This is a genomic window from Ochrobactrum soli (genome assembly GCF_003664555.1).
GTDB lineage: Bacteria > Pseudomonadota > Alphaproteobacteria > Rhizobiales > Rhizobiaceae > Brucella > Brucella teleogrylli.
Genome location: NZ_RCHH01000012.1, coordinates 41,062 through 64,058, shown reverse-complemented (window position 1 = coordinate 64,058; position 22,997 = coordinate 41,062). Strand labels below are relative to the sequence as shown.

Below are 22,997 nucleotides of genomic sequence, written 5' to 3'. Positions count from 1 at the left end.
AAGGATAGTTCATGACCGTACCGACCGTAAAACTGAATGACGGCAACCATATTCCGCAGCTCGGTTACGGTGTCTGGCAGGTGGGCAATGATGAAGCGGTTACAGCGGTCAGCGAAGCACTGAAAGCGGGCTACCGGCACATCGACACTGCCGCGATCTATGGCAATGAAGAAGGCGTTGGCAAAGCCATCAACACTTCGGGCATTGCACGCGGCGACATCTTCCTGACGACCAAACTCTGGAACAGCGAGCAGGGCTATGAGTCGACGCTGAAAGCGTTTGCGACCAGCCTGAAAAAGCTCGGCACCGATTATGTGGATCTCTATCTGATCCATTGGCCGATGCCTTCCAAAGACCTGTTCATGGAAACATGGCGCGCCTTCATCAAGCTGAAGGAAGAGGGCCTCGTGAAGTCCATTGGCGTGTCGAACTTCCGCACCGCCGATCTTGAACGCATTCTCAAGGAAAGCGGCGTCACGCCGGTTCTCAACCAGATCGAGCTGCATCCGCAGTTCCAGCAGGACGAGCTGCGCCTGTTCCATGGCAAGCACAACATCGCCACGGAAGCCTGGAGCCCGCTTGGGCAGGGCAAGATTCTGGAGGACGAAAAGCTGAAGGCGATTGCCGCGAAACACGGCAAGTCTGTCGCGCAGGTTATCCTGCGCTGGCATATCGAGACCGGCAATATCGTCATTCCGAAGTCGGTCACGCCCGCGCGCATCAAGGAAAATTTCGAGGTCTTCGATTTCAGCCTCAATGGCACCGATCACGATGCCATCACCAAGCTGGACAAGACCGATGGCCGTATCGGCCCGAACCCGGCCACGTTCTCTGCGGGCTGATCCAAAGCATTCGAACAAAAAGCCGGGCACCTGCCCGGCTTTTTCTATCGCAATAATTTCAGACTACCGGTCAGTGAGCGGACCCATTTGGCGGGACCGGCGATCCCCACCCCATCAATGACCTCGGCGGCAAGATCGCGGTTCGGAAACGTGGTTTCATATTCCGCATAGACATGCATTGCCCGCGCGAAGGCTGGAAAGGCCACAACCGCTTCCCTGTCTTCATGTGCAGCCGCTTTCAACAGGATCGACCGGATCGTTTCCGCGTCCGCTTGCAGGATCGGCACAGGACGGTCGGAGCTGATGTCGATGGCGACGCCTGAGCGATCAACCAGTTGCCGCGCCGCAACTTGCGGCAGCTGCGCACCAAGTCCGATTGAGATGGCCGCGACCGTATTTGCTAAAAGGCCCTGCGCCAGATCAGGGTTGACGATAACGGCGAGACGCAGATCTTCCTGCATGATGGCTCCAGAATTTTGGTGTTTCTGTCTGAGAAATACACCGCATCTCCGGGGCGATCCTGCCTTTCTTACCTGATTATGATCATGATAAGGTAGCTTCTACCCAAACTTACTATAATTCAGGTAGATTTTATGAGCATGCTGGAACCGTCCGATATTCGCATTCTCGAAGCTTTGCAGGAAGACGGTCGCCTGACCAATCAGGCGCTGGCCGATCAGGTCGGCATGTCCACCTCCCCCAGTTGGCGCAAGATGCGCAAGCTGGAAGACGATGGCGTGATCGACGGCTATCGCGCCAATCTCAATCGCAAGGCAATCGGTCTTGGCGTCATGGCCTTCGTGCGGATCAAGATCGACAGTCACAGCGAGTTGGAGGCGGAACAGTTCGCCGCCGAGCTGATGGACCTCGACGACGTGATCACCTGCTACAGCATCGCTGGCGATGCCGACTTTCTGCTGCAGGTGGTCTCACGCGATCTCGACACCTATGCCGATTTCGCCATGTCCACACTCCGCCGCCTGCCGCGTATCAAGGAAATGCAGACGACCTTCGTTCTGAAAGAAACGAAAAGCTTCAAGGGCTTTCCGTTGCACTATGCCGCGTCAGTGAAGACGGGAGCCTGAGAGAGCGACCGGCTTCGGCCCGCCATAGGCCCAGTCGATCAGCTCCACCGTGTGGACAATCGGCAACTTGCTGCCGGTGGCGATCTGGGTCATGCAGCCGATATTGCCGGTTGCGATCAGAGCCGCACCCGTTGCCTCGATATTCTTCACCTTGCGGTCGCGCAGCTTGGCGGCAATCTCCGGCTGCATGATGTTGTAGGTGCCAGCCGATCCGCAGCACAGATGCCCTTCCAGCGGTTCCTTCACCGTAAAGCCCGCTTTTGAGAGCAGGTCTTTAGGCTGCCGCACAATTTTCTGCCCATGCTGCATCGAGCAGGCCGAGTGATAGGCGACCGTCAGTGGCTGCGGCGCATCGGGTTCCGGCAGGTCGATGACGGTCAGATATTCGGTGATATCCTTTGCCAGCGCCGAAACCCGCGCAGCCTTGTCCTGATAGGCCGGATCGAGCCGCAACATGTACCCATAATCCTTGATCGTCGTGCCGCAGCCGGACGCCGTGACGATGATCGCGTCGAGACCGCCCGCCTCGATCTCGCGCATCCAGACATCGACATTGTGCCGCGCCTGTTCCAGCGCCTGCTCCTCGCGGCCCATATGGTGAACCAGCGAACCGCAGCACCCTTCGCCCTTCGGTGTCACCACTTCGATGCCGAAGCGGTTGAGAAGTCGCAAGGTGGCGGCATTGATACCCGGATTGAGCACAGGCTGCGCACAGCCGTTGAGAATTGCCACCCGACCGCGCTTTTCGCCCTTGGCGGCGCTGATGGTTTCGACGGGAACCGCCGCTGGCAGGCTTTGCGGCGCGAGATCAAGCATCGCCGCCATGGGTTTCAGGGCGTCGCTCTTGCGCAAAAGCGGCGCAAACGGCTTGCCGAGCTTTGCCAGTTTCAGCGCTGCGCGGAACCGGCCCGGATAAGGCAGAACCTGCGCCAGAACACCACGCAGAAAGCGGTTCATGAACGGGCGCTTGAAGGTTTTCTCGATATGCGCGCGGGCATGATCGACCAGATGCATATAATTGACGCCTGAAGGACAGGTCGTCATGCAGGAAAGGCACGACAGGCAGCGGTCGACATGGCGCACGACTTCCTCATCCGCAGGACGCCCGTTTTCCAGCATGTCCTTGATCAGATAAATGCGCCCTCGTGGGCTGTCGAGTTCATTGCCCAGCGTCACATAGGTCGGGCATGTGGCCGTGCAGAAGCCGCAATGCACGCATTTGCGCAGGATTTTTTCCGATTCCTGAACGCTCGCGTCGAGCAGCTGGTCGGGGCTGAAATGGGTTTGCATCGTGTCACGCTCCAACCTGATGAGAATGCATGCGGCCCGGATTGAGAATATTTTCCGGATCGAATTGCTGCTTCAACCGCTGCGACAAGGCCGCAAGTGCTGTTGGCTGCGGTTCGAAAACGTCAACACCGGCGCGGATCGCCTCCGGCGCGCGCACCAGCGTCGCATGCCCGCCGCCATGTCTGGCGATCAGCTTGCGCAAGATCTGCGCTTCCGGGTCGGCCTCCATCCGCATCCAGATCAAGCCGCCTTGCCAGTCATAATAGGCATCGACGCCTGCATGACGACGGAACTCGTCCACCATCTGCCAGCCCTGCATCGGCGTCATCGAAACACGCCATACAGCACGATTGTCGCCCGCATTGGCATAAGGCAGGACATCGCGCACTTCGCGCCAGAGCTGCTGCGATTGCGCCCCGTCGAGCGCTTCCACCATGCCGGACTGGCGGAGCAATGCCTGCAATTGGCGGCTGCGATGCTCGACCGAAGGCGCAAAGCCCTCAAGCCGCAACACGGTCGCCGCTTCCCAGCCGAGCTTTCCATCAAGGAAGCGATTGGCAACCGTCGGCGGCAAATGTGCTGCCGAAGCGACCTCCTCGCGCGATCCCATAGCCATGGCCATGACACGCGCCGCCTGTTCGTCGGTCAGCCCGCGCACGACAAGCGTGGCCGCCGTTTCCGGCTTCGGCAGAACCTTGAACGTCACCTCGGTGGCGACGCCCAGCGTGCCCCAGGAATTGGCCATGCCCTTGGACAGATCATAACCCGTCACATTCTTGACCACGCGACCGCCGGACTTGAACAATTCGCCCCGTCCCGACACAACGCGCACGCCAAGCACATGATCGCGCGCAGCACCCGCCTTGAGACGGCGCGGACCAGACAGATTGGCAGCCAGCGCGCCGCCGATCGTGCCGCGACCGCGCTCGCCCGACAGCAAAGGACCGTAATCCATCGGTTCAAAATGGAAGCACTGATTGTTGTCGGCCAGAAGCTTTTCAATCTCGACCATCGGCGTTCCGGCCTTTGCCGAGAGCACCAGTTCGTCCGGCTCGTACAGGGTCACGCCCGTAAGCTGCGACACGTCGAGCACGCGGCCCGCATCGACCCTGTGTCCAATGCCGCGCTTGGAGCCATGGCCGATAATTTCCAGCGGGGTGGAGCTGGCCAGCGCGTCCTGCACCGCATCCAGAACGCCCGCCTCATCCTGCGGCTTTAGAATATTTGCATCGCTCATGATCAAAACCACAACTCAGAATCGGGGAACATCCGGGAAGGCCAGCTCGCCGCGATGCACATGCATGCGACCAAGCTCGGCGCAGCGGCGCAATTGCGGAAACACCTTGCCCGGATTGAGCAGATGCTTGGCGTCGAAAGCACATTTGACGCGCATCTGCTGGTCGAGATCGATGTCATTGAACATTTCCGGCATCAGATCGCGTTTTTCAATGCCGACGCCATGTTCGCCGGTGAGAACACCGCCAACTTTCACGCAGAGCCGCAAAATATCTGCGCCGAAATTTTCGGCTGCTTCCAGTTCACCGGGGATATTCGCATCATAGAGGATCAGCGGATGCAGATTGCCGTCGCCTGCGTGGAACACATTGGCCACCCGCAATCCGTATTTCTCGGACAAGTCGCGCATGCCCGACAGGACACGCGGCAGTTCCTTGCGCGGAATGGTTCCATCCATGCATAGATAGTCGGGCGAAATGCGCCCCACCGCCGGGAAAGCTGCCTTGCGCCCGGCCCAGAAAGCCAGACGCTGCTCTTCCGACTGCGACAGAATGCAGGTCGTGGAACCATTGCGCAGTGCGAGCGCCTCAACCCGTCCGATCAGGTGATCGACCTCGACCGGCGGGCCGTCGAGTTCGACGATCAACAGCGCTTCCACGTCGAGCGGATAGCCAACGCGCACAAAATCCTCCGCCGCCTTGATGGCGGGTCGGTCCATCATTTCCATGCCGCCGGGAATTATGCCTGCGCCGATAATATCGGCCACACACTGGCCGGCCTGCTCGCTGGATGGAAAGCCGACCATGACGGCGCGCGCCGTTTCCGGCTTTTGCAGGATACGCACGGTGATTTCCGTCACCACGCCCAGCAGTCCTTCCGAGCCGGTCATCAGACCCAAAAGATCATAGCCCTCGCTGTCGAGATGCTTGCCGCCGAGGCGCAACACCTCGCCGGTGATCAGCACCATCTCGATGCCCAGAACATTATTCGCTGTCAGGCCATATTTCAGGCAATGCACGCCACCGGCGTTTTCCGCCACGTTGCCGCCAATCGAGCAGGCAATCTGCGACGACGGATCGGGCGCATAATAAAAGCCCTCATGCTCAACGGCTTTGGTAATGCCGAGATTGGTCACGCCCGGCTGCACCACGGCGACACGGTTGGGATAATCGATTTCGAGAATGCGGTTGAAGCGCGACATGCCGAGCAGCACCGCATCCTGCAAGGGCATGGAACCGCCCGACAGCGATGTGCCCGCACCGCGCGGCACGACGCGAATGCCATTCTCGTGGCAATAACGCAGAACTTGTGAGACCTGATCGACCGTTTCCGGCAGCACAACCACCAGCGGCAGCGAACGATGCGCCGTCAGGCCGTCGCTCTCGAACACACGCATCGCATTGACCGTATCGACCACGCCCTCGCCCGGTACGATATCGCGCAGATCATCCACGATCTGCCCGCGCCGCTGCATGACGGACGCATCCGGCTCCGGCATAATCAATCCGCTCATTTGCTCCTCCGCCGCTGGGCAGACCCTCTTCGTCAAGGTGCCGCCAGCCTTCAAATGCCGCCCCGGTTTTCATCCTCGCTTGAGAACCGGAACGGTCGTAACGCGCTGTTTTAACGCCACGCCAACCGAGATGGACAGACCCGATCTTTTCTGGAATAGCTCTAACATGCACAGTGCACCCTGCGCCGCATTCGTCAAGTGGTAAATCATTTTTACCACTTGCACCTTTCGCATAACAGTTTTCACGCTGTGGCATAATTGCTTGCGGAGCCTTGCAACGCTGGGCTAGATGCAATTGAAGCGCAGGGCAATTCGGGGGATCAGACGATCATGATGAGCAGCAGTCTGGCCGATATGGAAATCTTTGCCCGCGTGGTCGCAACCGGCAGCATGTCGGCGGCGGCTCGCGATCTCGGCCTGTCGCCTGCCGTGGTTTCCAAGCGTCTCGGTCGTCTGGAAGAGCGCCTCGGCACCCGGCTCCTGCAACGCACCACGCGGCAAATCGCGCTGACCGAGGCTGGTCAGGGCTATCATGAGCGCGTGCTGGCCATTCTTTCCAATATCGAGGAAGCGGAAGCTTTCGTCGCGCGCCGCTCGGCGGATGCGCGCGGCACGCTGAAAATCTCGGCTCCCACGACCTTCGGGCGCATGCATATCGCCCCCTATCTGGTGCCTTTCATGCGCGCCAATGCCGACCTGACCGTCAATATGCAATTGACCGACGAAATGGTCGATATTGTCGGCGACGGTTATGATCTCGCCATCCGCATCGGTGAATTGTCGGATTCGACCCTTGTGGCCCGCAGGCTGGCGCCGGTCCGCCGATTGCTTGTCGCATCGCCCGGTTATATCGCGGAACGCGGCACGCCTGAGACCATCGAAGATTTGCAGGCCCATATCTGCCTTGCGCCGCACAACAATGATCCTTGGCGGCTGGAAGGGCCGAAAGGCCCGATTGTCATTCGCCCGGTCGGACCACTCCAGACCAATTCCAGCGAAATGGTGCGCGAGGCCGTGCTGGCCGGTCTCGGCATTGCCCAGCGCTCCACCTGGGATATCGGCCCTGAACTGGCCGCGGGCAAGCTTGTGCAGGTGCTGCCCGACTATACCGCATCGCGCAACGTGGCCATTCACGCGGTCTATCCGTCGAAACAGTTCCTGCCTGCCAAGGTGCGCCTGTTCATCGACTATCTTGCCGACCTTTACGGGCCCGTTCCCTATTGGGAGAGCGGCAGTTCTCCACAGGGCGCATCTCAAAAATAGACATCAAGTCTTTTGCCGACTATGAAACGCTGCGCATTAGAAAGCGTGCATATAAATACGGTGCGGCATGAACTCCCATCATGCTGGCCGTATCGTTCCGACTTTTGAGGAAAGATAATGAACACTCCGATCCGCTTCATTCTCGCTATCATCGTTGCCGTTGTCGTCGGCTGCGGCTTCATGTTCTACGACAAGTCCCGCGGTGCGGAATGGGTCGTGTCCCCGCAACAGATCGAACAGGCCAAGGCCGAAGGTAAATCCGGCGTCGAAAGCCGCCCCGGCACTGTGACCGTGCTGCCGATCCGCAGCGAAACGGCTGATGCGTTGCCGTTCAAATGGGCGATGTATGGCGTTGTCGCCGGTCTGTTTGTGCTGGTTGCGACGCGCAAGCGCAAAAAGGCTTAAAACCCCTTTTTTCCAGCATCATAAAGCCCGGCTGGATCACCAGTCGGGCTTTATTTTCAATAGAGCGGTTCCTGTTTTGACGGAATCGTCGGAACCGCTCTAAGTATTTATTTTTACGCATTTCCAGACGCAAACCGCTTCGCACTTTTGCTGGAAAAGCTCTATATTCCGTTGCCGGGTCCGTCCCTTGCGGCTACCTTGCCGCCGATACGCAGAGGGCTTGAACGGCATGGCCGAAACGATTTTTTCCCGCATACAGGCGAGCCGCACAGCGGACGACGTCGTATACCAGATCGAGACGCTCATTCTGGAGGGCGTTCTGCGCGGCGGCGACCGTCTGCCAGGCGAACGCGAACTGGCACGCCAGTTCGACATTTCCCGGCCCATCCTGCGCGATGCCTTGAAGCGCCTTGAAACGGCTGGCCTTTTGACCTCCCGCCATGGTGGCGGAACATTTGTCGCCGATGTGATCGGGCAGGTCTTCAGCGCGCCCGTAGTCAAGCTTTTTGCCGACCACCGCAAGGCGACCGCAGACTATCTCGAATATCGCCGCGAGATCGAAAGCATCGCCGCCGAATATGCGGCGTTGCGTGCCACACCCGCCGACAAGGCGCTTTTGACGGAAATCATGCATGCGATGGAGACGGCCCATGGCGCGAGCGATTTCGACACCGAAGCGCGGCTTGATGTCGAGCTGCACAATGCGGTCGGCGAAGCCGCGCACAACATCGTGCTGTTGCACACTTTGCGCTCCTGCTACCAGCTGTTGAAGGATGGCGTGTTTTACAACCGCAGCCTCATCTACAGCTATCCGGGCGTCGCCGACATGTTCCTTTCGCAGCATCGCGCTATCTATGACGCGGTGATGGCTGGCAACCCGCAGGCCGCCCGTGAAGCGGTGCAGAAGCATATCCGCTTCGTCGAGCAGGCCACCCATGACCGCGAACTGAACGAAGAACGCGAGCGCGTGTCGCAGCTGCGCTTCCGCCAGCGGGCGGGCACCAATGCGGTGAAGGAAGTGAAGGACGACGGCGAATGACTGGTGTGGTTTTCAAGGATGCATGCGGCCCGCAGAACATTCGCCTTTATGCCATTGGCGACGTGCATGGGCGCTTCGATCTGTTGCAGGATATGCACGGATTAATCCGCGCCGATCTCGACCATCGCCCCGTCCATGACTGGCGCATCATCCATCTCGGCGATTACATCGACCGGGGACCGCAATCCAAGGAAGTGCTCGATTTTCTCATCGAGGCGGCTGCGCACGATCCGCGCATCCTGTCTCTTCTCGGCAATCACGACGAAGGCTTTCTCAATTATCTCGCCACCGGCGACACGGCAGGCATCTTCGCTCTGCATGGCGGCGTGGAGACCGGGCGCTCCTATGGCGTGGAACTCGATTTTTCCGATCCGGACAAAGCCCGGCGCGGACACGAGGCTCTGGTGAAAGCCGTACCGCAAGCGCATGTCGATTTCATACGCTCGATGCCGCGCTGGCTGTCGTTCGGGGACTTCTTTTTCTGCCACGCAGGCGTCAACCCCGTTGTCCCGCTTGAAGAGCAGGACCCGGACGACCTCATCTGGATACGCACTTTGTTTTTGAAATGGACCGGTCCCCTCGCAAAGGTGATCATCCATGGGCATACGCCGCAAGGCGCGGTCGATGTTCAGCCCAACCGCGTCAATCTCGACACCTATGCCTGGAAGAGCGGCCTGCTCTCGGCAATCGCAATCGATGGCGCGGAAAAGCGCTTCATCGAAGCGAATTAATGAGCGCTGGAAATTCCGTAACCATCGCTCGAAACCATGGTGTTACCGGCATCGACGGTGAAGATGCCGACAGCCATGAACACGATCGCGGAGACCATCAGGACGGTAAGAAGGGCGGCATGCTTGGCGGTCATATTCGGGAACTCTTTCGACGGTTGCCGGATGAAATTCGATAAAACGAGCCGCCGTTGCGAGCATGGCGTGAAGCCCTGCCCGACCGATCATTGCCCGGGAGACGGCGTTCAGTTACACCCGATAAAAGTTACCTGCAACTGAACGGCGGCGTCGTTCACCGCGCTTTTTTCACAAAACAACGCATTGCTCACAGCATGTGGCAAAGCAGCAACGCGAAGTCTATCCGCAAGGTTAATGTTGGGTTTAAATCTGGTCGATCCAGGCTTTGGCGAGTGCCGCGCCCGCTCTGTCTGAGGAGCGGCCAACGCTCTCGGCAAGTTGCGCAAACGCCTTGTCCCAGCCCGGCGCAAAATCTTCGATTTCGTGGGCGAGTTGGGCATTCCACTGTTTGACGAGCGCGGTATCGGCTTCGAAATGGAACTGGGTTCCATAGACCGCCCGTCCGATCCGGTAGGCCTGATTCTGCGTCATGTCGCTTTGCGCCATATGCACGGCACCTTTTGGCAGCGTGAACGTATCGCGGTGCCAATGGAAGATCGGAAACGCTCTGCCTGCCGTCGATAAGACCGGATCGTTCAGGCCCTCTTCGGTCAGGCGCACTTCCTGCCAGCCGAACTCCATCGGACGGTCGAGGATATTGTCGCCGCCATAGGCGCGCGCCACAAGCTGGCTGCCGAGGCAGATGCCAAGCACCGCCTTGTCCCTGTCACCAAAGCCACGAATGAGATCGAGCAGATGCGGGAAATAGGCAAATTCGGCATCGGCCAGCGCATTCTGCTCGCCGCCCAGCACAATAAGCGCCTTGTGGTCGGTATCATCAGCGGGCAGCGCATCGCCATTGTAGGGAAGGCGCAAATCAATCGCATAACCGGCTTCTTTCAGGACGGGCTCAATCTGTCCGAGCCCCGCACCATCATAATTCTGGACGACCAATACCCGCATAACCAAGCCTCGAAAATTCTTTGCCATTGGCTAACACGAAAAAGGCCCGGACAACAGCCGGGCCTTTGATCGATTGGACGTCGATTATTCGACGACCGACACGCTGACGGTCCGGCCCGCCACGAGGTGCACGCCATCCGGCACGTCCTCAAGCTTGACGCGCACCGGCACACGCTGCGCAAGACGCACCCAGTTGAAAGTCGGCGTGACATTGGCAAGCAGGCTTGTCGTTGCGGTGCGCTCGCGATCCTCGATGCCACCGGCAATGCCTTCGACCTTGCCCTTGAGCTGCACGTGGCTGCCCATGATATCGACCACCACCGGATCGCCGAGCTTGATACGCTCAAGCTTGTTTTCTTCGAAATAGCCCGAGACATAATAGGAATCCGTATCCACCAGCGCCGTTACGGCAGAACCTGCGGTGACATAGTCGCCCGGCTGCAGCGAAAAGTTGGTGATGACGCCATTGACCGTCGCCTTGACCGAAGACCGATCCAGATTGAGCGCGGCCAGATCACGGTCCAGACCGGCCTGACGGTAAGCCGCCTCGGCCTGCATGGCTGTCGTTTCAACCTGTTCCAGCTTCTGGCGGGTCACAGTCGTGTCGTTGAGCTGGCGATAACGGACGAGATCGCGATTGGCCATGTCGAGCGCAGCCTTGCTGCTGTCGACCTTGGCCTCCGCCGTTTGCAGCGCCAGCTTGTAACGCGCCTGATCGATGCGGAAAATCACATCGCCTTTTTTGACGGTCTGGTTGTCGCGAACGAGAACTTCGCTCACCAGACCCGACACGTCCGGTGCAACGCGCACCACATCGGCAAGGATCTTGCCATCGCGTGTCCACGGCGCATTCATGTAATAATCCCAGAGATGCCAGCCCAGCAGCCCCGCCATTGTGACCATGACGAGGGTGAGAAAAACCCGGCCAGTATGTGCGAAGAGCTTTTTCATCAGTCTATTCCGTTCAAGATAATGGCGGCAGCGCCAAGAATGCAGAAATACATGGCGGCATCGAACAAGGGCCGGTGCCACACAAAACGGTAGAAACGCACGCGCGCCAAAAGGCGTTGCATGATCGTATTGAGGACATAGGCGCCAAGCGCCAGCACGCCCAGGGTCGGGATATAAATCCCGTATATATCGAGTTCAGGTCTCATGATCGTTCACATTCAGTCTTCAAGCTGCTGTTGGTCAGGCGGCTTGCGGCAGCTCCAATTGCGGGCGCGGTGGCAAAGCAAAAGGCGGCGCCTTGGGAAACAGGTTGAAACGCAGCGCCACCAGTGCGAGCCGCGGACGGCGGGCAACGGCTGGCGAGCCGCTTTCGATGATCACCGCTATCGCCTTGTCGATGGCGGTGAGCAATTGTTCGTCGATGCCCTGACGCGACAGGCCGTTCGGCCCGCCTTTGGACAAAGCCCGATAATGCGCGCCGACACCGTCCAGCACCGCATCCACCGCCTCGCGGCAGGGCTCGGGCAACTTGGCGCGATATTGTTGCAGGTCGATGGTATTCATCCCGTTGCGCAGGTCGCGCAGCAGATCGACCTTGGCGACATCCGCCGATGGGATCAGCGCCAGACGCGGCGTCATCATGCCGATGCGGTCAATCATGCGCAGCAACAGGCGGTTCATATGCTGGCGGCGATGACGGCTTGGTCCGCGTTCGGTTGCCGCCACAATATCGCGCCAGCCAGCCTCGACCAGACGCCGCACGCTCCATTCGGCACCGACCGAGCGCACGATAGACGTGATCACCGCAGCAATGACGATACCGACAACCGTTGCCAGATTGGCATTGGCAAAAGTGACGAAATCCGACGTGGCGTGGCTTTGCAGCATGAGCATGTTGGGCAGGTTCACACAGAGCACCATGCCCAGCAGAAACTGCGACGGAATTGCCAGAAGCACACCGGCAGGCACCAGAAACAGACCCAGCACCAAAGCCAGCGGGAAGAAACCGTCCACCAGCGGCAGCAGCGCGAATTCGAAGATGAAAGCGGCTGCGATCACGATCATCAACAGCCAGTTGAACTTTCGCATCACCGGCACGGGGTCGTCCATCGTCGCAAAGATACAGCAGAAGATGCCTGCCATCATTGCGGCTGCACTGCCCTGTGACCAGCCGGTGGCGATCCAGAAAGCCGTTGCAACACTGGTTGCGAGAAAGGCCGAGAAGCCCGACAGAAACGCCATGCCATAATCGCGGTGCGCGGGACGCCCTTTTAGATGGGCGTCGTAACGGCGCCAGCGCAGCGCATGGCCGCGCTTCGCACCGGATACGATATCCTGACGCAGCGTTATGCAATCGCTCCAGATCTGGACCAGATCGCGGACACGCGCAGCCACGTTGAACGGCAGAAGCTCACCCCAGCTGGAGGCGTCCTTGCCGTGACGCTCGATCTCGTCGATCAGCTTCAACAGAACGGCGCGGCGCTCTTCGCTGAGATTTTCGCCGCTTTCGAGCCAGTTGCAAGCTTCATCAAGAAGCTGCTGGACAGCCGGATGCCAAGGCTTTTCGCCTTCACCCGGCTTCAGCACGATGACATCGTGCAGGCTGGATATGATCGGCAGCACGGCCACCATGCGCTGTTGCAGCACATGCAGCATGGTTCCAACGCCACGAATGGACGAGGTGTCATAGGCCACATGGGTGGTCAGGTTGCGCAGTTCCAGCGCGTCGGATGCCAGACGCTGACGGTCGCGCAGAAATTGCGGGCTGGCGCCCTCGCCGCGCATGGTGGCGACGGCAAGCCGTGACCCCTCACGCAGCCAGTTGTCGATGCGACCGACCAGAACCGGCCCGCTGTGGCGCGGAAAGACGAGGCGATTGACCAGCGCCGCGCAGACAATGCCAATGGCAATTTCCTCGACGCGGCCAAGCGCATAATCAAAGGTGGTTTCAGGAACGGAAACCACGGCAAAACTTGCAATCGCCACCGTATAACCGGCGAGCATGAAGAGATAGCTGCGCGGCGTGCCGTCAAGCAGGCTGATCGCCAGACAGACGCCCATCCACACGCCGATGGCGACGGTCAGGATTTCCGGCGAATTGATCAGATGTGGCACGAAAAGAATCGTCACCGCACCGCCGATGATCGTGCCGATCAGACGATAGATGCCCTTGGATGTGGTGGCCCCCGAAAGCGGATGCGCGACGATATAAACGGCGGCAATCGACCAGTATGGATTTGGCAGATTGGCCATCAGCGCAATCCACAAGGCAAGCATACCGGCGGCGAACGTCTTTAGGGAAAAGACGACGTCCCAGAATTTCGGGGTTGTTTCGGCAAGCTTGGTCATTGTTTTTCGAAGGCAGTGTGGTTGGTTCAGATGTTCAGGAATTTCTCGTTCAGCCTGCGCAACACTTCCATGGCGACATCGACCTGTTCGGCGTCGAAATCGCTTAAGAACTGCGTCCGAAGACGGGCCGCAGACTTTTCCACTTTGGTGGCAAGGGCGCGGCCGTCTTCGGTCAACTGGATGAGTTTGACGCGACGGTCGGCATCGTCGGCGACGCGCAGGATCAGGCCATCCTTCTCCAGCTCATCGACGACACGAACGATCGTCGCCCCCTCGATGCCGACCCGTTCGGCCAGCACCCCCTGGGGGATCAGATCGCCATGCCGCAAGAGGGTCATCAGAGGAACAGCTTTCGCATCGGAAAGTCCATGCTCCGCCATGGCCGCATCAAAGGCTTTCCGCCATCCTCTGGCGGTGCTTGCAAGAAGCGGCGCGAATTCGACCCAAGCTTGTTTCATCACTTCAATTCCATTCAAATAGATAGCTTCATACCTATATGGATACAATCTAATTAGATTCAACCGCCAGCCATTTCCCATCAATTGTTTGTGTAAGCCATTTGTTATGTGAGAGCGGTTTTCAATCGGCAGGCTGGCAGAACTGCCACACAAAGCGCTTGACCGGCAGGCTTGCCCTCTGCCATCGATGCGATCATGCGCGCAAATTACAGAATGCAACGACTTTACATCGAGGACGACCTCGCCCCGGAAACGCCGGTGGAGGCTGCGCCGCAGGCTGCCCATTATCTCATTCACGTGCTGCGCCTGAAAGAAGGCGATGAAGTTCTCGTCTTCAACGGGCGCGACGGTGAATGGAAGGCCTGGCTAAAGCCGGAAGGCAAGAAGCGTGTTCTGCTCGTACCTGTTGAGGAGACCCGCCCGCAGCCAGCGCCAAGCGATCTCGTCTATTGTTTCGCGCCGCTGAAACAGGGCCGCCTTGATTATATGGTGCAGAAGGCCGTTGAAATGGGCGCTGGCGTCTTGCAGCCGGTCGTCACCCAGCACACGCAAGTGCCGAAACTCAGCACCGACAAGATAAAGGCCAATGCCATTGAGGCTGCCGAGCAATGCGGTGTGCTTGCCATACCCGAATGCCGCGACGCGGTGCGCTTCGACCGCTTTATCGACCAGTGGGACCCGTCGCGCCGTCTGATCTTTTGTGATGAGGGTCACGAATCGGACGATCCGTTGAGCATTCTGCAAGGTTTGAAGACCGGACCAACGGGGCTTCTGATCGGCCCGGAAGGCGGATTTTCGGAAGAAGAGCGGCAAGTGCTGCACCGTCTGCCCTTCGTGACGGCCATTCCGCTCGGCCCTCGCATTTTGCGGGCGGATACCGCAGCCGTTGCCGCCATGGCTCTGGTACAGGCCGTTCTCGGCGACTGGAGAAATGCGGCATGATGTTCTCTAAATCGATCGTTCAATGAAATTGACTTGCGTGATTTGACAAATTTGTCCAATCACGCTGACAAGCTGAAATACGACCAGGGATAGACTGTATGGCGCGCGATACGACTGACGAAACGGCACTGACGGGCGTTGAAGAACTCGCGATCTATCTTGCCGGGGGCAACAAACCCAAGGATGCCTGGCGCATCGGCACCGAGCACGAAAAATTCCCTTTCTATACCGCTGACAACAGCCCTGTTCCCTATGCGGGACCGCGCGGCATCAAGGCCATTCTGGAAGGCATGCAGGCCATGCTCGGCTGGGAGCCGATCATGGACGAAGGCAACATTATCGGCCTTGTCGAGCCGACCGGACAGGGCGCAATTTCGCTGGAGCCGGGCGGCCAGTTCGAGCTTTCCGGCGCACCGCTTACGACCATTCACCAGACCTGCCGCGAAATGAACGCGCATCTGAGCCAGGTGCGTGAAATCGCCGAGCCTCTGGGCATTCGTTTTCTCGGCGTCGGCGGCAGCCCGAAATGGACGCTGGCCGAAACGCCGGTCATGCCGAAGTCGCGCTACAAGATCATGACCAACTACATGCCGAAGGTTGGCAAGGAAGGTCTGGACATGATGTACCGGACCTCAACCATTCAGGTTAATCTCGATTTCAGCTCCGAACGCGACATGCGCCGCAAGATGCAGGTTTCGATGAAACTGCAATCGGTCGCCACGGCGCTGTTTTCCAGTTCGCCCTTCACCGAGGGCAAACCGAACGGTCTCCTGTCATGGCGCTCGAACATCTGGCGTGATACCGACAACCAGCGCGCCGGTGTGCTACCCTTTGTCTTCTCGGAAAATTTCGGCTTTGCCGATTATGTCGACTGGGCGCTCGATATTCCGATGTATTTCATCCTGCGCGATGGCCGTTATCACGATTGCACCCATGTCACGTTCCGCCAGTTCATGAACGGCGCGTTGAAGGGTGAAGTCAGCGATCCGGTGCCGAATATGGGCGACTGGACCAACCATCTCTCGACGCTGTTCCCGGAAGTTCGCCTCAAGCGCTTCCTCGAAATGCGCGGTGCGGACGGCGGCCCATGGCGACGTATCTGCGCCCTGCCCGCCTATTGGGTCGGCCTGCTCTATGACGAAGAAGCGCTGACGGCAGCGGAAATGCTGACCAAGGACTGGACCTATGAAGAGGTTCTGGCGCTGCGCAACGAAGTGCCCACCAAGGCGCTCACCGCAACATTCCGTGGCAAGCCGCTGGAAGGCATCGCCCGCGAAACGCTGAAGATTTCGCGTCTTGGCCTGAAGAACCGCAACAAGCTCAACTCGGACGGTTTTGACGAAACCCACTTCCTGGCGCCACTGGAAGAAATCGTCGCCGCTGGCATTACCGATGCCGAGCGTATGCTGAAAGCCTATAACAGCATCTGGGCCGGTTCCGTCGAGCCGATCTTCCTGGAATATGCTTATTGAGCTTCAGTCCGGCAGAAAACCACACATGAAAAAGAGCGCGTTTTTCGCGCCCTTTTCATTTTCGGGATGTGCTCCGAGGTTAGCTCGTGACCTGCTGACCCTTTGTCGGATCGGGGATCACGACAATCGTGCTGCCATCGCGCACATTGTTATAAAGGTCGATTACATCCTGATTGAGCATACGGATACAGCCGGAAGAGACGGCCTTGCCGATGCTCCATGCTTCGGGCGACCCGTGGATACGATATAGTGTATCGCGGCCATCCTTATGGATATACATGGCGCGCGCGCCCAGCGGGTTCTTGAGGCCGGGGGGCATACCGCCATTGGCAATGCTGTAGGGCTGGAGTGCTGGCTGGCGGGCAACCATCTCATCCGGCGGCGTCCAGCGCGGCCACTGGCGCTTGTAAGCGATGACGGCACGGCCCGCCCAGGCAAAGCCGTCACGACCGACGCCGATGCCATAGCGCATCGCCCGCCCATTGCCGAGCACGTGATAGAGATATTTGTTCGGCGTATCGACGATGACGGTGCCCTTAGTCTCGCTCGTCGGATAATCAACTTCCTGCCGCCAGAATTTCTGATCGACCTTACTGATATCGACGGCAGGCAGTGGAAACTGCTCTTCCGGCATGGCCTGATACATGAGCGGCACGGGCTGCGACGGCGCAACGGGCTTATTGACCGGCTTTGCCGGCAGCGGCGGCTGGGCAGTCGAAACACAGCCTGACAGCGCAACAGCGCTTGCACCAATCAGAAAGCTTCGGCGGTTGAACACCGCCGCCTTCAAGCCGGAAAATGCGGCGTCCTGGGAGTTTTTACGCGACATCCTTGAACTCTTCGTTTGACACGCATCACGGCAGAAACGCGGTTCGCCCTGCCCGAATTGTGCTCATCATTTCGGATGTGCGAGAAAGAAAAGGCCAAGCTTAAGCCAGCCTTAAGAGAACAGCGGAGCTTGCACTCGGCTTCCCAATTCGGCGTTCAAGACATTGCGAGTGTTGCTAAAATAGCGATCCCTGCCCGCCGGAGCGAGCCGATGCAGGCTTTTTCGGTGCGCCCGGTTTGGCTGCCGATTCGTCCTCTGCACCGCCATCAGCAACCACCGCCACTTCACCGTCACGGAAACGAACCGACAGCGCATCGCCCGCCGCCACGCCTGCCGCCTGCTTGACCGGATGACCGTCCGCATCGAACACGATGGCAAAGCCACGGTCCAGCACACTTTCGTAAGACAGGGTGCGCATCAGGCGTTCCAGTTCCTGTCCGCGCCGTTTGGCGCGCTCGATCAAAAGGCGCACCGCCTGATCGCGCCTGCGATCCAGTTGCTCGACGGTCGATGTGGCAAGGCGGGTGCGCCGCAAGATCGGTTCCGGGACCAGCCGGTCGCCACGATGCGAGAGCGCCGTGCGGCGTTCCCGCAAAAAGGCTTCCAGCGCACGCGGCAGTCGCTGACCGAGCAGCGACATGGTGCGTTGCTGTTCCACGAAACGGCGCTGCAACAGGCGCGGCGACAATTGACGGGCGCGCCCTTCGAAATGCACCCTCTTCTTCTGCGTGTTGACGAACAGCGCCCGCGTCAGGCGCGAGGCGGATTCGTCAAAACGCCGGCGGGGCAAGGCCAGCAACTGATCGGCGGAAGGCAGAGCGCGCGCAGCCGCGCGATGCGCCTGCCGCTTGAGGTCGATGAAGCGCGACATGGCCGAGGCCAACCGCGCCGATTGTCCGGCAAGCGTTGCCTGCAAATCGGCCCTGACCGGCACGGCCATTTCGGCAGCGCCTGTCGGGGTCGGTGCGCGCACATCAGCGGCAAGATCGATCAGCGTCCAGTCGGTTTCGTGGCCGACCGCAGAAATCACCGGAATATGCGACGCCGCCACGGCGCGCACGACAACTTCGTCATTGAAGCCCCAGAGATCTTCCAGACTACCGCCGCCACGCGCCACGATCAGCACATCGGGACGCGGAATCGCGCCATCTTCCGGCAAGGCATTGAAGCCGTCCACGGCAGTGGCCACTTCCAGACCGCTCGTCTCGCCCTGCACGCGCACCGGCCAGACGATGACATGCAGCGGGTAGCGATCTGAAATGCGGTGAATAATATCGCGGATGACGGCGCCTGTCGGCGATGTCACCACGCCGATCACACGCGGCATGAAGGGCAGGAGCTGCTTGACCGCCGGATCGAACAGGCCTTCCGCCGCAAGGCGGCGCTTGCGTTCTTCCAGAAGCGCCATCAGCGCACCGGCGCCCGCCGGTTCCATCTGCTCGATGACGATCTGATATTTTGACGATCCCGGATAGGTGGTCAGCTTGCCGGTGGCGATAACCTCCATGCCTTCTTCGGGACGAAAACGCAGGCGGCCCATGGAACCGCGCCAGATCACGGCTTCCAGCCGCGAGCGGTCGTCCTTCAAGGCGAAATAGGCATGACCGGACGAATGCGGTCCGCGATAACCGGAGATTTCTCCCCGCACGCGCACATGGCCGAACACATCCTCGACCGTGCGCTTCAAAGCGCCGGAAATCTCGGAAACGCTATACTCGGCGACATTCGACGATGCGCCGGTAAAACTCGAATCGGAACCCATGCTCATCCCATCATAGGCCATCAGCCGATACGGCTGGTCAAGAAGTCGCGTAGAAAATCATCTCATGCTTATCAACGGGCCTCACCAGCCCGGCAACAACTCATTGGCCCGCACCCTGCGCGTGCGGACCGCCGGAAAAGGCGAGATTTCCGGCGAACTCATCGCGCCAACAATGCCTCCCGGCTGGGGCGATGAAATATTGTCAAGACTTTCGATGATGTGCTGCGCCAGCGCATCCACCACCGCATTCTGCTTGTTGTGGCCGCGCATGATGCCAATGCCAAATTCCGGCAACCGCCCGAAACCATCGGCCTCACCCAGCACCCGCATGCCAGGGCGCAACGCACATTCCGGCAGCACCGAAACGGCAAGCCCGGAGAGAACCGCAGCGGCAGAAACCGTCGCCGACCAGCTCGTGATGATGATGCGATAATCGCGTTTCGCCGCTTCCAGCACTTCGATTGCCGCATGACGCCAGATGCAAGTCGGTCGCCCCACCGCAAGCGGCAGCACGGCTTCCTCATGCACAGCATGATTGGCCGACGTGACCCAGAGAAGCGGCTCGGTGCGCACCACTTCCGAGCGGCGCTTGTCGTCGCACTGGGTGACCAGCGCAATATCCAGCGTGCCGCGACGAATCATTTCGTCCAGATTGACGGTCGGCTCGCAGACGACGGAAAGCTCAACACGCGGATTGGAGCGCGCAAAACGCGCCATGATTTCCGGCAGGAAGCGGTCGGCATAATCATCAGGCGTCCCGATACGCACATGGCCCTCCAGTTGCGTATCGTCAAAGGCCGCAATGGTCTCCCCATTCAGCTGCATCATCCGCCGCGCATAGAGAAGCAGCCGGTCGCCATCCTCGGTCAGGCGATTGGAGCGCCCGTCCCGCTCGAAGAGCGGCTTTCCGATCCGTTCCTCAAGCCGCCGCATCTGCATGGAAACCGCCGATTGCGTCTTGAAAATCGCATCGGCAGCGCGTGTGAAACTGCCCGTATCGGCTATCGCGATGAAGGTTTGTAACTGATCGAGATCCAGAGGCGTGCTCATGGGCGCTATCCATCACTATTTTTGAAGAATGACATTAGAAACATTCGTTGGAACAATCAATTTGATTGTTGGATAAAGCAGCCGTCGTAAAGGAAAGGAGCTGCGAAAGCGCATGACCCTGACGATGAGAACCCCTTAGCACCGCTGATTTAAAGGAGAGCGGACATGACAGCGATAAGCAAGACAACGACGACCTATTTACCGGCAACGCGCGCAGAGACCTCCACGTTCGCGCAAACGGTGAAAGCTGTGTTTATGTCGGCTCTGCGTCGCTGGATGATGTCCCGCAATCGACGGCAGCTGATGCGAATTTCCGAGCTTGACGATTATCTCCTGCGTGACATCGGCCTGCATCGTGGTGACGTCTATACGGCGACCCACTATCGCGGCCGCGAAAATCCGACACGTGTTCTGCGCTCGCTGGCTGATGCGCAGCGCCGTATCGAGGCGACACGCCACATCTGCTGAGGCCACGGCCTCAGCAGCCTTTTGAATCTCAAGCAGTTCGCACGAAACCCCTTCGCCGAACTGCCCACGGAACATCTGGCAGGCGCCACCTTCACAAGCCGGGTCCCCTCTCGGCCAGCCTGCCCTTTGCCCGGCCCGCTCCTCCGCTGGCCGGGCCTTTTTATTCCGGCGTCGCGCAAACAACCCGCCTTCTGGCAAAAGACCATGCTTGGCTGTTGTTTGCGGCGATTGCGGCGCGACAAATTGGGGATGGCGAAATTTGCTATTCTTTTTTCAAAGAAAGGGGTTGCGTTCGGGGTTTGAGTTCGCTAGATGGAAGCCGTCGCGAACGAGCTTCACGCTTCTGTCGCAATTGCAAACGCTCGATAAGAGCATGATTTGCAATCCTTGCTGGGGAATAGTTTAAGGGTAGAACAACGGACTCTGACTCCGTTAGTCTTGGTTCGAATCCAGGTTCCCCAGCCATTATTTTCTTCAAAGAAATCAAACTGATAAATATCAAGACGGTACTTCCACAGGCTGGTCTTTTTGCATTCTTCCTAAGCGGATTCCCGATAGATTCAGTCGTTTAACCAGACTAGCGGAAAATCCACACCGCATGAAACGCAACATGCTTGACTCTTAAATAAGCAGCGAACAAAATAGGAACATCGACGGCGAAAAGCCGATGGAATCCGAAATGGCTGGAAATGTGATGTCTGCTTATGAGGAGCACGGCAAATGAATGCGCTTGTGCAAAAAGAAGGTTATGAGGACGAGATTGATCTGGTTCTCGCTTACCACGATGGCGATGTGCGAGCTGCTATCGAAGCCTTGCTGAAAGATCGCGATTTTCTGGTGAAGGAAATCGAATATGCGAGCCTCGCAATGTCCATGGGCTTTGCCCGCGGATGGAAGCCAACCGTCTTTACAAAATGATCCATCACCGGTGCACAGCGCACACGTGACCGATCACACCATGGGGAACCATCCAACATCCCGTATTGTTAAGCAGGTGCTTGGATTTGATCGCGATCAATGCTGGGTCCGGCGGGCTCTGCGAAGCTCAGCCAAAGCAAAGGAAGGAAACGTCATGTCGAACACACCGCACACGCTTGGAGAAGAATTCCCCGGCCAGATCGAAGCTATTCACGCCCTCAAGGCGAAAGATGCCCGCTTTGCGCGTATTCTGGAAGAATATGACGCAATCAATGATCGCATTCATCTGGCGGAAACAAAGATCACGCCCTTAAGTCAGGAAGAAGAGACGCTTTTGCGCAAGCAGCGTCTGGCGATAAAAGATACAATCGCTGAGGCGCTTGCCTCGGCATAATAGCGCGCAACCAAGGCGCCGCAATAAAACCGGCGAGTGAAAGAGACAGCACGTTCCCTCACCCGCCGGACGCCCCCGCGTCAACTGGCAAACCGCGCAAAGGTGGGTCTGCTTATCCACCGAAAGTGTTGCGCCCGCCCAACAAGACGCGCCCATTGGTGCGCTTGCCTCCGACTGCGATGATAGTCGAGTTTGTATGGGGCTTTGAGGCCGACGTCTCGACAGGTTCCTTGATCGTCACCGGCACCGATGCTGCGGCACCGGTTACGAAAGCAGCCGATGCTGCCGCTGCAATGAGAATGAGCTTCATTTTATCCTCCAATTGGCTGGCATCCCAGCATACCAACCCAATATTATGTCATCAGGATAGTTATCCTTTGCGTCCGACCGGAAACAATACGGCAGATGTCGTATATCGTAACGTAAGAACACCTGCCTGAAACCGTCGGATATCTCCTGTCGAAGCACAGCTGAACCAGCCAAGGGTCCGGATTATTGCCGTCTTCTAAGCGGGTTCGACACCTCGCAACGGGCCAAGCGTATCGATACTATAAGCTTCCATATTGTTGGCCAGCCAAGACTGCACACCGTGTGCGGCCTCGACAATCATAAGTTGTTTTATTCTGCGATCTACCCAACGATCCGCAGTTCGCATTATTCATTACTTAACAATGCCGTTTTTCCGCCGCACAGGTGGTATAAGAAAGCTGAAAAACTGGAAATAATGAAAATATTATACGCGACATGGTGCTCGGCACTTGACGAATTCCATGGGCAAGCGTCTACTATGCTATTGTTTTCATTTGTTATAAGCGCAGACGAAAGATCACAGGCGTGAATCCGATTAAATCCGCATATGTTCCTTGTATTCACGCCGATTTAGGTAATTTGCTTTATTGACCGGCTATATCAGGGAGAAATGC

General features: G+C 58.4%; 25 protein-coding genes and 1 tRNA gene. 12 read left to right on the top strand and 14 right to left on the bottom strand.

Annotation, left to right across the window (positions count from 1 at the left end):
* The first annotated feature begins 11 nt into the window (after positions 1-11).
* Positions 12-842 carry an aldo/keto reductase gene (locus tag D8666_RS17965; RefSeq protein WP_109367812.1) on the top strand — a complete coding sequence of 277 codons (831 nt, stop codon included), beginning with the start codon at positions 12-14 and terminating at the stop codon, positions 840-842.
* A gap of 44 nt (positions 843-886) precedes the next feature.
* Here D8666_RS17965 and D8666_RS17960 read toward each other — a convergent pair whose 3' ends face one another.
* Entirely contained in the window at positions 887-1,303 is a 417-nt protein-coding gene (locus D8666_RS17960; protein ID WP_109367813.1) for a DUF2000 domain-containing protein, read from the bottom strand.
* 132 nt (positions 1,304-1,435) lie between these two features.
* Between D8666_RS17960 and D8666_RS17955 the strand changes: the two genes are divergently transcribed.
* Positions 1,436-1,927 carry an Lrp/AsnC family transcriptional regulator gene (locus D8666_RS17955; RefSeq protein ID WP_109367814.1) on the top strand — a complete coding sequence of 164 codons (492 nt, stop codon included), beginning with the start codon at positions 1,436-1,438 and terminating at the stop codon, positions 1,925-1,927.
* Here D8666_RS17955 and glcF read toward each other — a convergent pair.
* The 3 genes from glcF to D8666_RS17940 are packed head-to-tail and all read right to left on the bottom strand — an operon-like array spanning position 1,907 to position 5,966.
* Entirely contained in the window at positions 1,907-3,217 is a 1,311-nt protein-coding gene (glcF, locus tag D8666_RS17950) for a glycolate oxidase subunit GlcF (protein ID WP_109367815.1), read from the bottom strand. The two genes, D8666_RS17955 and glcF, sit on opposite strands and share 21 nt — an antisense overlap.
* 4 nt (positions 3,218-3,221) lie before the next feature.
* On the bottom strand, positions 3,222-4,454 hold the full coding sequence (gene glcE, locus D8666_RS17945; protein ID WP_109367816.1) for a glycolate oxidase subunit GlcE: 1,233 nt from the start codon (positions 4,452-4,454) through the stop codon (positions 3,222-3,224).
* A gap of 15 nt (positions 4,455-4,469) precedes the next feature.
* A complete protein-coding gene (locus D8666_RS17940) occupies positions 4,470-5,966 on the bottom strand; it encodes an FAD-linked oxidase C-terminal domain-containing protein (RefSeq protein WP_109367817.1) in 1,497 nt (498 codons plus the stop codon).
* A 333-nt stretch (positions 5,967-6,299) separates the two neighbouring features.
* Between D8666_RS17940 and D8666_RS17935 the strand changes: the two genes are divergently transcribed.
* The 4 genes from D8666_RS17935 to D8666_RS17920 all read left to right on the top strand — a co-directional run bounded on the left by D8666_RS17935 (position 6,300) and on the right by D8666_RS17920 (position 9,404).
* Complete coding sequence (locus D8666_RS17935; RefSeq protein ID WP_109368038.1) at positions 6,300-7,229, top strand: LysR family transcriptional regulator; 930 nt, start codon at positions 6,300-6,302, stop codon at positions 7,227-7,229.
* 117 nt (positions 7,230-7,346) lie between these two features.
* Positions 7,347-7,634, top strand: coding sequence for a hypothetical protein (locus D8666_RS17930; RefSeq protein WP_109367818.1), 288 nt, complete (start codon positions 7,347-7,349; stop codon positions 7,632-7,634).
* A gap of 229 nt (positions 7,635-7,863) precedes the next feature.
* Complete coding sequence (locus D8666_RS17925) at positions 7,864-8,673, top strand: FCD domain-containing protein (RefSeq protein ID WP_109367819.1); 810 nt, start codon at positions 7,864-7,866, stop codon at positions 8,671-8,673.
* Positions 8,670-9,404, top strand: coding sequence for a metallophosphoesterase (locus D8666_RS17920; protein ID WP_109367820.1), 735 nt, complete (start codon positions 8,670-8,672; stop codon positions 9,402-9,404). Before D8666_RS17925 ends, D8666_RS17920 begins: the two co-directional genes overlap by 4 nt.
* Here D8666_RS17920 and D8666_RS24270 read toward each other — a convergent pair.
* The 6 genes from D8666_RS24270 to D8666_RS17895 all read right to left on the bottom strand — a co-directional run bounded on the left by D8666_RS24270 (position 9,401) and on the right by D8666_RS17895 (position 14,239).
* On the bottom strand, positions 9,401-9,538 hold the full coding sequence (locus D8666_RS24270) for a hypothetical protein (RefSeq protein WP_167836115.1): 138 nt from the start codon (positions 9,536-9,538) through the stop codon (positions 9,401-9,403). The genes D8666_RS17920 and D8666_RS24270 overlap by 4 nt on opposite strands.
* A gap of 244 nt (positions 9,539-9,782) precedes the next feature.
* Positions 9,783-10,481: a type 1 glutamine amidotransferase gene (locus D8666_RS17915; RefSeq protein ID WP_109367821.1), complete on the bottom strand. Its 699-nt coding sequence runs from the start codon at positions 10,479-10,481 to the stop codon at positions 9,783-9,785.
* 84 nt (positions 10,482-10,565) lie between these two features.
* The gene (locus tag D8666_RS17910; protein WP_109367822.1) at positions 10,566-11,432 is read right to left on the bottom strand and encodes an efflux RND transporter periplasmic adaptor subunit; all 867 of its coding nucleotides are present in this window, start codon (positions 11,430-11,432) and stop codon (positions 10,566-10,568) included.
* Complete coding sequence (locus tag D8666_RS17905) at positions 11,432-11,638, bottom strand: DUF1656 domain-containing protein (RefSeq protein WP_078338977.1); 207 nt, start codon at positions 11,636-11,638, stop codon at positions 11,432-11,434. The genes D8666_RS17910 and D8666_RS17905 overlap by 1 nt, the downstream gene beginning before the upstream one ends.
* A gap of 34 nt (positions 11,639-11,672) precedes the next feature.
* Complete coding sequence (locus D8666_RS17900) at positions 11,673-13,781, bottom strand: FUSC family protein (protein ID WP_121538904.1); 2,109 nt, start codon at positions 13,779-13,781, stop codon at positions 11,673-11,675.
* A 26-nt stretch (positions 13,782-13,807) separates the two neighbouring features.
* A complete protein-coding gene (locus D8666_RS17895) occupies positions 13,808-14,239 on the bottom strand; it encodes a MarR family winged helix-turn-helix transcriptional regulator (protein ID WP_109367824.1) in 432 nt (143 codons plus the stop codon).
* A gap of 195 nt (positions 14,240-14,434) precedes the next feature.
* Between D8666_RS17895 and D8666_RS17890 the strand changes: the two genes are divergently transcribed.
* Positions 14,435-15,181, top strand: a complete 747-nt coding sequence (locus D8666_RS17890) for a 16S rRNA (uracil(1498)-N(3))-methyltransferase (RefSeq protein ID WP_121538911.1) — start codon at positions 14,435-14,437, stop codon at positions 15,179-15,181.
* Between the two features lie 98 nt (positions 15,182-15,279).
* Positions 15,280-16,653 carry a glutamate--cysteine ligase gene (locus tag D8666_RS17885; RefSeq protein ID WP_109367825.1) on the top strand — a complete coding sequence of 458 codons (1,374 nt, stop codon included), beginning with the start codon at positions 15,280-15,282 and terminating at the stop codon, positions 16,651-16,653.
* A gap of 79 nt (positions 16,654-16,732) precedes the next feature.
* Here the strand turns inward: D8666_RS17885 and D8666_RS17880 are convergent, their stop codons facing one another.
* The 3 genes from D8666_RS17880 to D8666_RS17870 all read right to left on the bottom strand — a co-directional run bounded on the left by D8666_RS17880 (position 16,733) and on the right by D8666_RS17870 (position 20,294).
* Entirely contained in the window at positions 16,733-17,482 is a 750-nt protein-coding gene (locus D8666_RS17880) for a L,D-transpeptidase (RefSeq protein ID WP_109367826.1), read from the bottom strand.
* A 175-nt stretch (positions 17,483-17,657) separates the two neighbouring features.
* Positions 17,658-19,244 (bottom strand): exodeoxyribonuclease VII large subunit, encoded by a 1,587-nt coding sequence (gene xseA, locus D8666_RS17875; protein WP_121538903.1) that lies wholly within the window; start codon positions 19,242-19,244, stop codon positions 17,658-17,660.
* An 81-nt stretch (positions 19,245-19,325) separates the two neighbouring features.
* Complete coding sequence (locus tag D8666_RS17870; protein ID WP_109367828.1) at positions 19,326-20,294, bottom strand: LysR substrate-binding domain-containing protein; 969 nt, start codon at positions 20,292-20,294, stop codon at positions 19,326-19,328.
* Positions 20,295-20,459: 165 nt separating this feature from the next.
* Here D8666_RS17870 and D8666_RS17865 point away from each other — a divergent pair, with 165 nt between their 5' ends.
* The 4 genes from D8666_RS17865 (at position 20,460) to D8666_RS17850 (ending at position 22,074) form a co-directional block, all read left to right on the top strand.
* Positions 20,460-20,762, top strand: a complete 303-nt coding sequence (locus tag D8666_RS17865) for a DUF1127 domain-containing protein (protein ID WP_121538902.1) — start codon at positions 20,460-20,462, stop codon at positions 20,760-20,762.
* 391 nt (positions 20,763-21,153) lie between these two features.
* Positions 21,154-21,227: transfer RNA gene (locus D8666_RS17860), tRNA-Gln, on the top strand.
* A gap of 255 nt (positions 21,228-21,482) precedes the next feature.
* Entirely contained in the window at positions 21,483-21,680 is a 198-nt protein-coding gene (locus tag D8666_RS17855; protein WP_109367830.1) for a CUE domain-containing protein, read from the top strand.
* 154 nt (positions 21,681-21,834) lie between these two features.
* Positions 21,835-22,074 (top strand): HP1242/YdcH family protein, encoded by a 240-nt coding sequence (locus D8666_RS17850; RefSeq protein ID WP_109367831.1) that lies wholly within the window; start codon positions 21,835-21,837, stop codon positions 22,072-22,074.
* A 112-nt stretch (positions 22,075-22,186) separates the two neighbouring features.
* Here the strand turns inward: D8666_RS17850 and D8666_RS17845 are convergent, their stop codons facing one another.
* Positions 22,187-22,384 (bottom strand): hypothetical protein, encoded by a 198-nt coding sequence (locus D8666_RS17845; RefSeq protein ID WP_109367832.1) that lies wholly within the window; start codon positions 22,382-22,384, stop codon positions 22,187-22,189.
* Positions 22,385-22,997: the final 613 nt, after the last annotated feature.

What these genes read in the sequence shown, in the direction of transcription:
- D8666_RS17965 (WP_109367812.1), top strand. Translation starts at nt 12, where the DNA reads ATGACCGTACCGACCGTAAAACTGAATGACGGCAACCATATTCCGCAG.
- D8666_RS17960 (WP_109367813.1), bottom strand. Translation starts at nt 1,303, where the DNA reads ATGCAGGAAGATCTGCGTCTCGCCGTTATCGTCAACCCTGATCTGGCG.
- D8666_RS17955 (WP_109367814.1), top strand. Translation starts at nt 1,436, where the DNA reads ATGAGCATGCTGGAACCGTCCGATATTCGCATTCTCGAAGCTTTGCAG.
- glcF (WP_109367815.1), bottom strand. Translation starts at nt 3,217, where the DNA reads ATGCAAACCCATTTCAGCCCCGACCAGCTGCTCGACGCGAGCGTTCAG.
- glcE (WP_109367816.1), bottom strand. Translation starts at nt 4,454, where the DNA reads ATGAGCGATGCAAATATTCTAAAGCCGCAGGATGAGGCGGGCGTTCTG.
- D8666_RS17940 (WP_109367817.1), bottom strand. Translation starts at nt 5,966, where the DNA reads ATGAGCGGATTGATTATGCCGGAGCCGGATGCGTCCGTCATGCAGCGG.
- D8666_RS17935 (WP_109368038.1), top strand. Translation starts at nt 6,300, where the DNA reads ATGAGCAGCAGTCTGGCCGATATGGAAATCTTTGCCCGCGTGGTCGCA.
- D8666_RS17930 (WP_109367818.1), top strand. Translation starts at nt 7,347, where the DNA reads ATGAACACTCCGATCCGCTTCATTCTCGCTATCATCGTTGCCGTTGTC.
- D8666_RS17925 (WP_109367819.1), top strand. Translation starts at nt 7,864, where the DNA reads ATGGCCGAAACGATTTTTTCCCGCATACAGGCGAGCCGCACAGCGGAC.
- D8666_RS17920 (WP_109367820.1), top strand. Translation starts at nt 8,670, where the DNA reads ATGACTGGTGTGGTTTTCAAGGATGCATGCGGCCCGCAGAACATTCGC.
- D8666_RS24270 (WP_167836115.1), bottom strand. Translation starts at nt 9,538, where the DNA reads ATGACCGCCAAGCATGCCGCCCTTCTTACCGTCCTGATGGTCTCCGCG.
- D8666_RS17915 (WP_109367821.1), bottom strand. Translation starts at nt 10,481, where the DNA reads ATGCGGGTATTGGTCGTCCAGAATTATGATGGTGCGGGGCTCGGACAG.
- D8666_RS17910 (WP_109367822.1), bottom strand. Translation starts at nt 11,432, where the DNA reads ATGAAAAAGCTCTTCGCACATACTGGCCGGGTTTTTCTCACCCTCGTC.
- D8666_RS17905 (WP_078338977.1), bottom strand. Translation starts at nt 11,638, where the DNA reads ATGAGACCTGAACTCGATATATACGGGATTTATATCCCGACCCTGGGC.
- D8666_RS17900 (WP_121538904.1), bottom strand. Translation starts at nt 13,781, where the DNA reads ATGACCAAGCTTGCCGAAACAACCCCGAAATTCTGGGACGTCGTCTTT.
- D8666_RS17895 (WP_109367824.1), bottom strand. Translation starts at nt 14,239, where the DNA reads ATGAAACAAGCTTGGGTCGAATTCGCGCCGCTTCTTGCAAGCACCGCC.
- D8666_RS17890 (WP_121538911.1), top strand. Translation starts at nt 14,435, where the DNA reads ATGCGCGCAAATTACAGAATGCAACGACTTTACATCGAGGACGACCTC.
- D8666_RS17885 (WP_109367825.1), top strand. Translation starts at nt 15,280, where the DNA reads ATGGCGCGCGATACGACTGACGAAACGGCACTGACGGGCGTTGAAGAA.
- D8666_RS17880 (WP_109367826.1), bottom strand. Translation starts at nt 17,482, where the DNA reads ATGTCGCGTAAAAACTCCCAGGACGCCGCATTTTCCGGCTTGAAGGCG.
- xseA (WP_121538903.1), bottom strand. Translation starts at nt 19,244, where the DNA reads ATGGGTTCCGATTCGAGTTTTACCGGCGCATCGTCGAATGTCGCCGAG.
- D8666_RS17870 (WP_109367828.1), bottom strand. Translation starts at nt 20,294, where the DNA reads ATGAGCACGCCTCTGGATCTCGATCAGTTACAAACCTTCATCGCGATA.
- D8666_RS17865 (WP_121538902.1), top strand. Translation starts at nt 20,460, where the DNA reads ATGACAGCGATAAGCAAGACAACGACGACCTATTTACCGGCAACGCGC.
- D8666_RS17855 (WP_109367830.1), top strand. Translation starts at nt 21,483, where the DNA reads ATGAATGCGCTTGTGCAAAAAGAAGGTTATGAGGACGAGATTGATCTG.
- D8666_RS17850 (WP_109367831.1), top strand. Translation starts at nt 21,835, where the DNA reads ATGTCGAACACACCGCACACGCTTGGAGAAGAATTCCCCGGCCAGATC.
- D8666_RS17845 (WP_109367832.1), bottom strand. Translation starts at nt 22,384, where the DNA reads ATGAAGCTCATTCTCATTGCAGCGGCAGCATCGGCTGCTTTCGTAACC.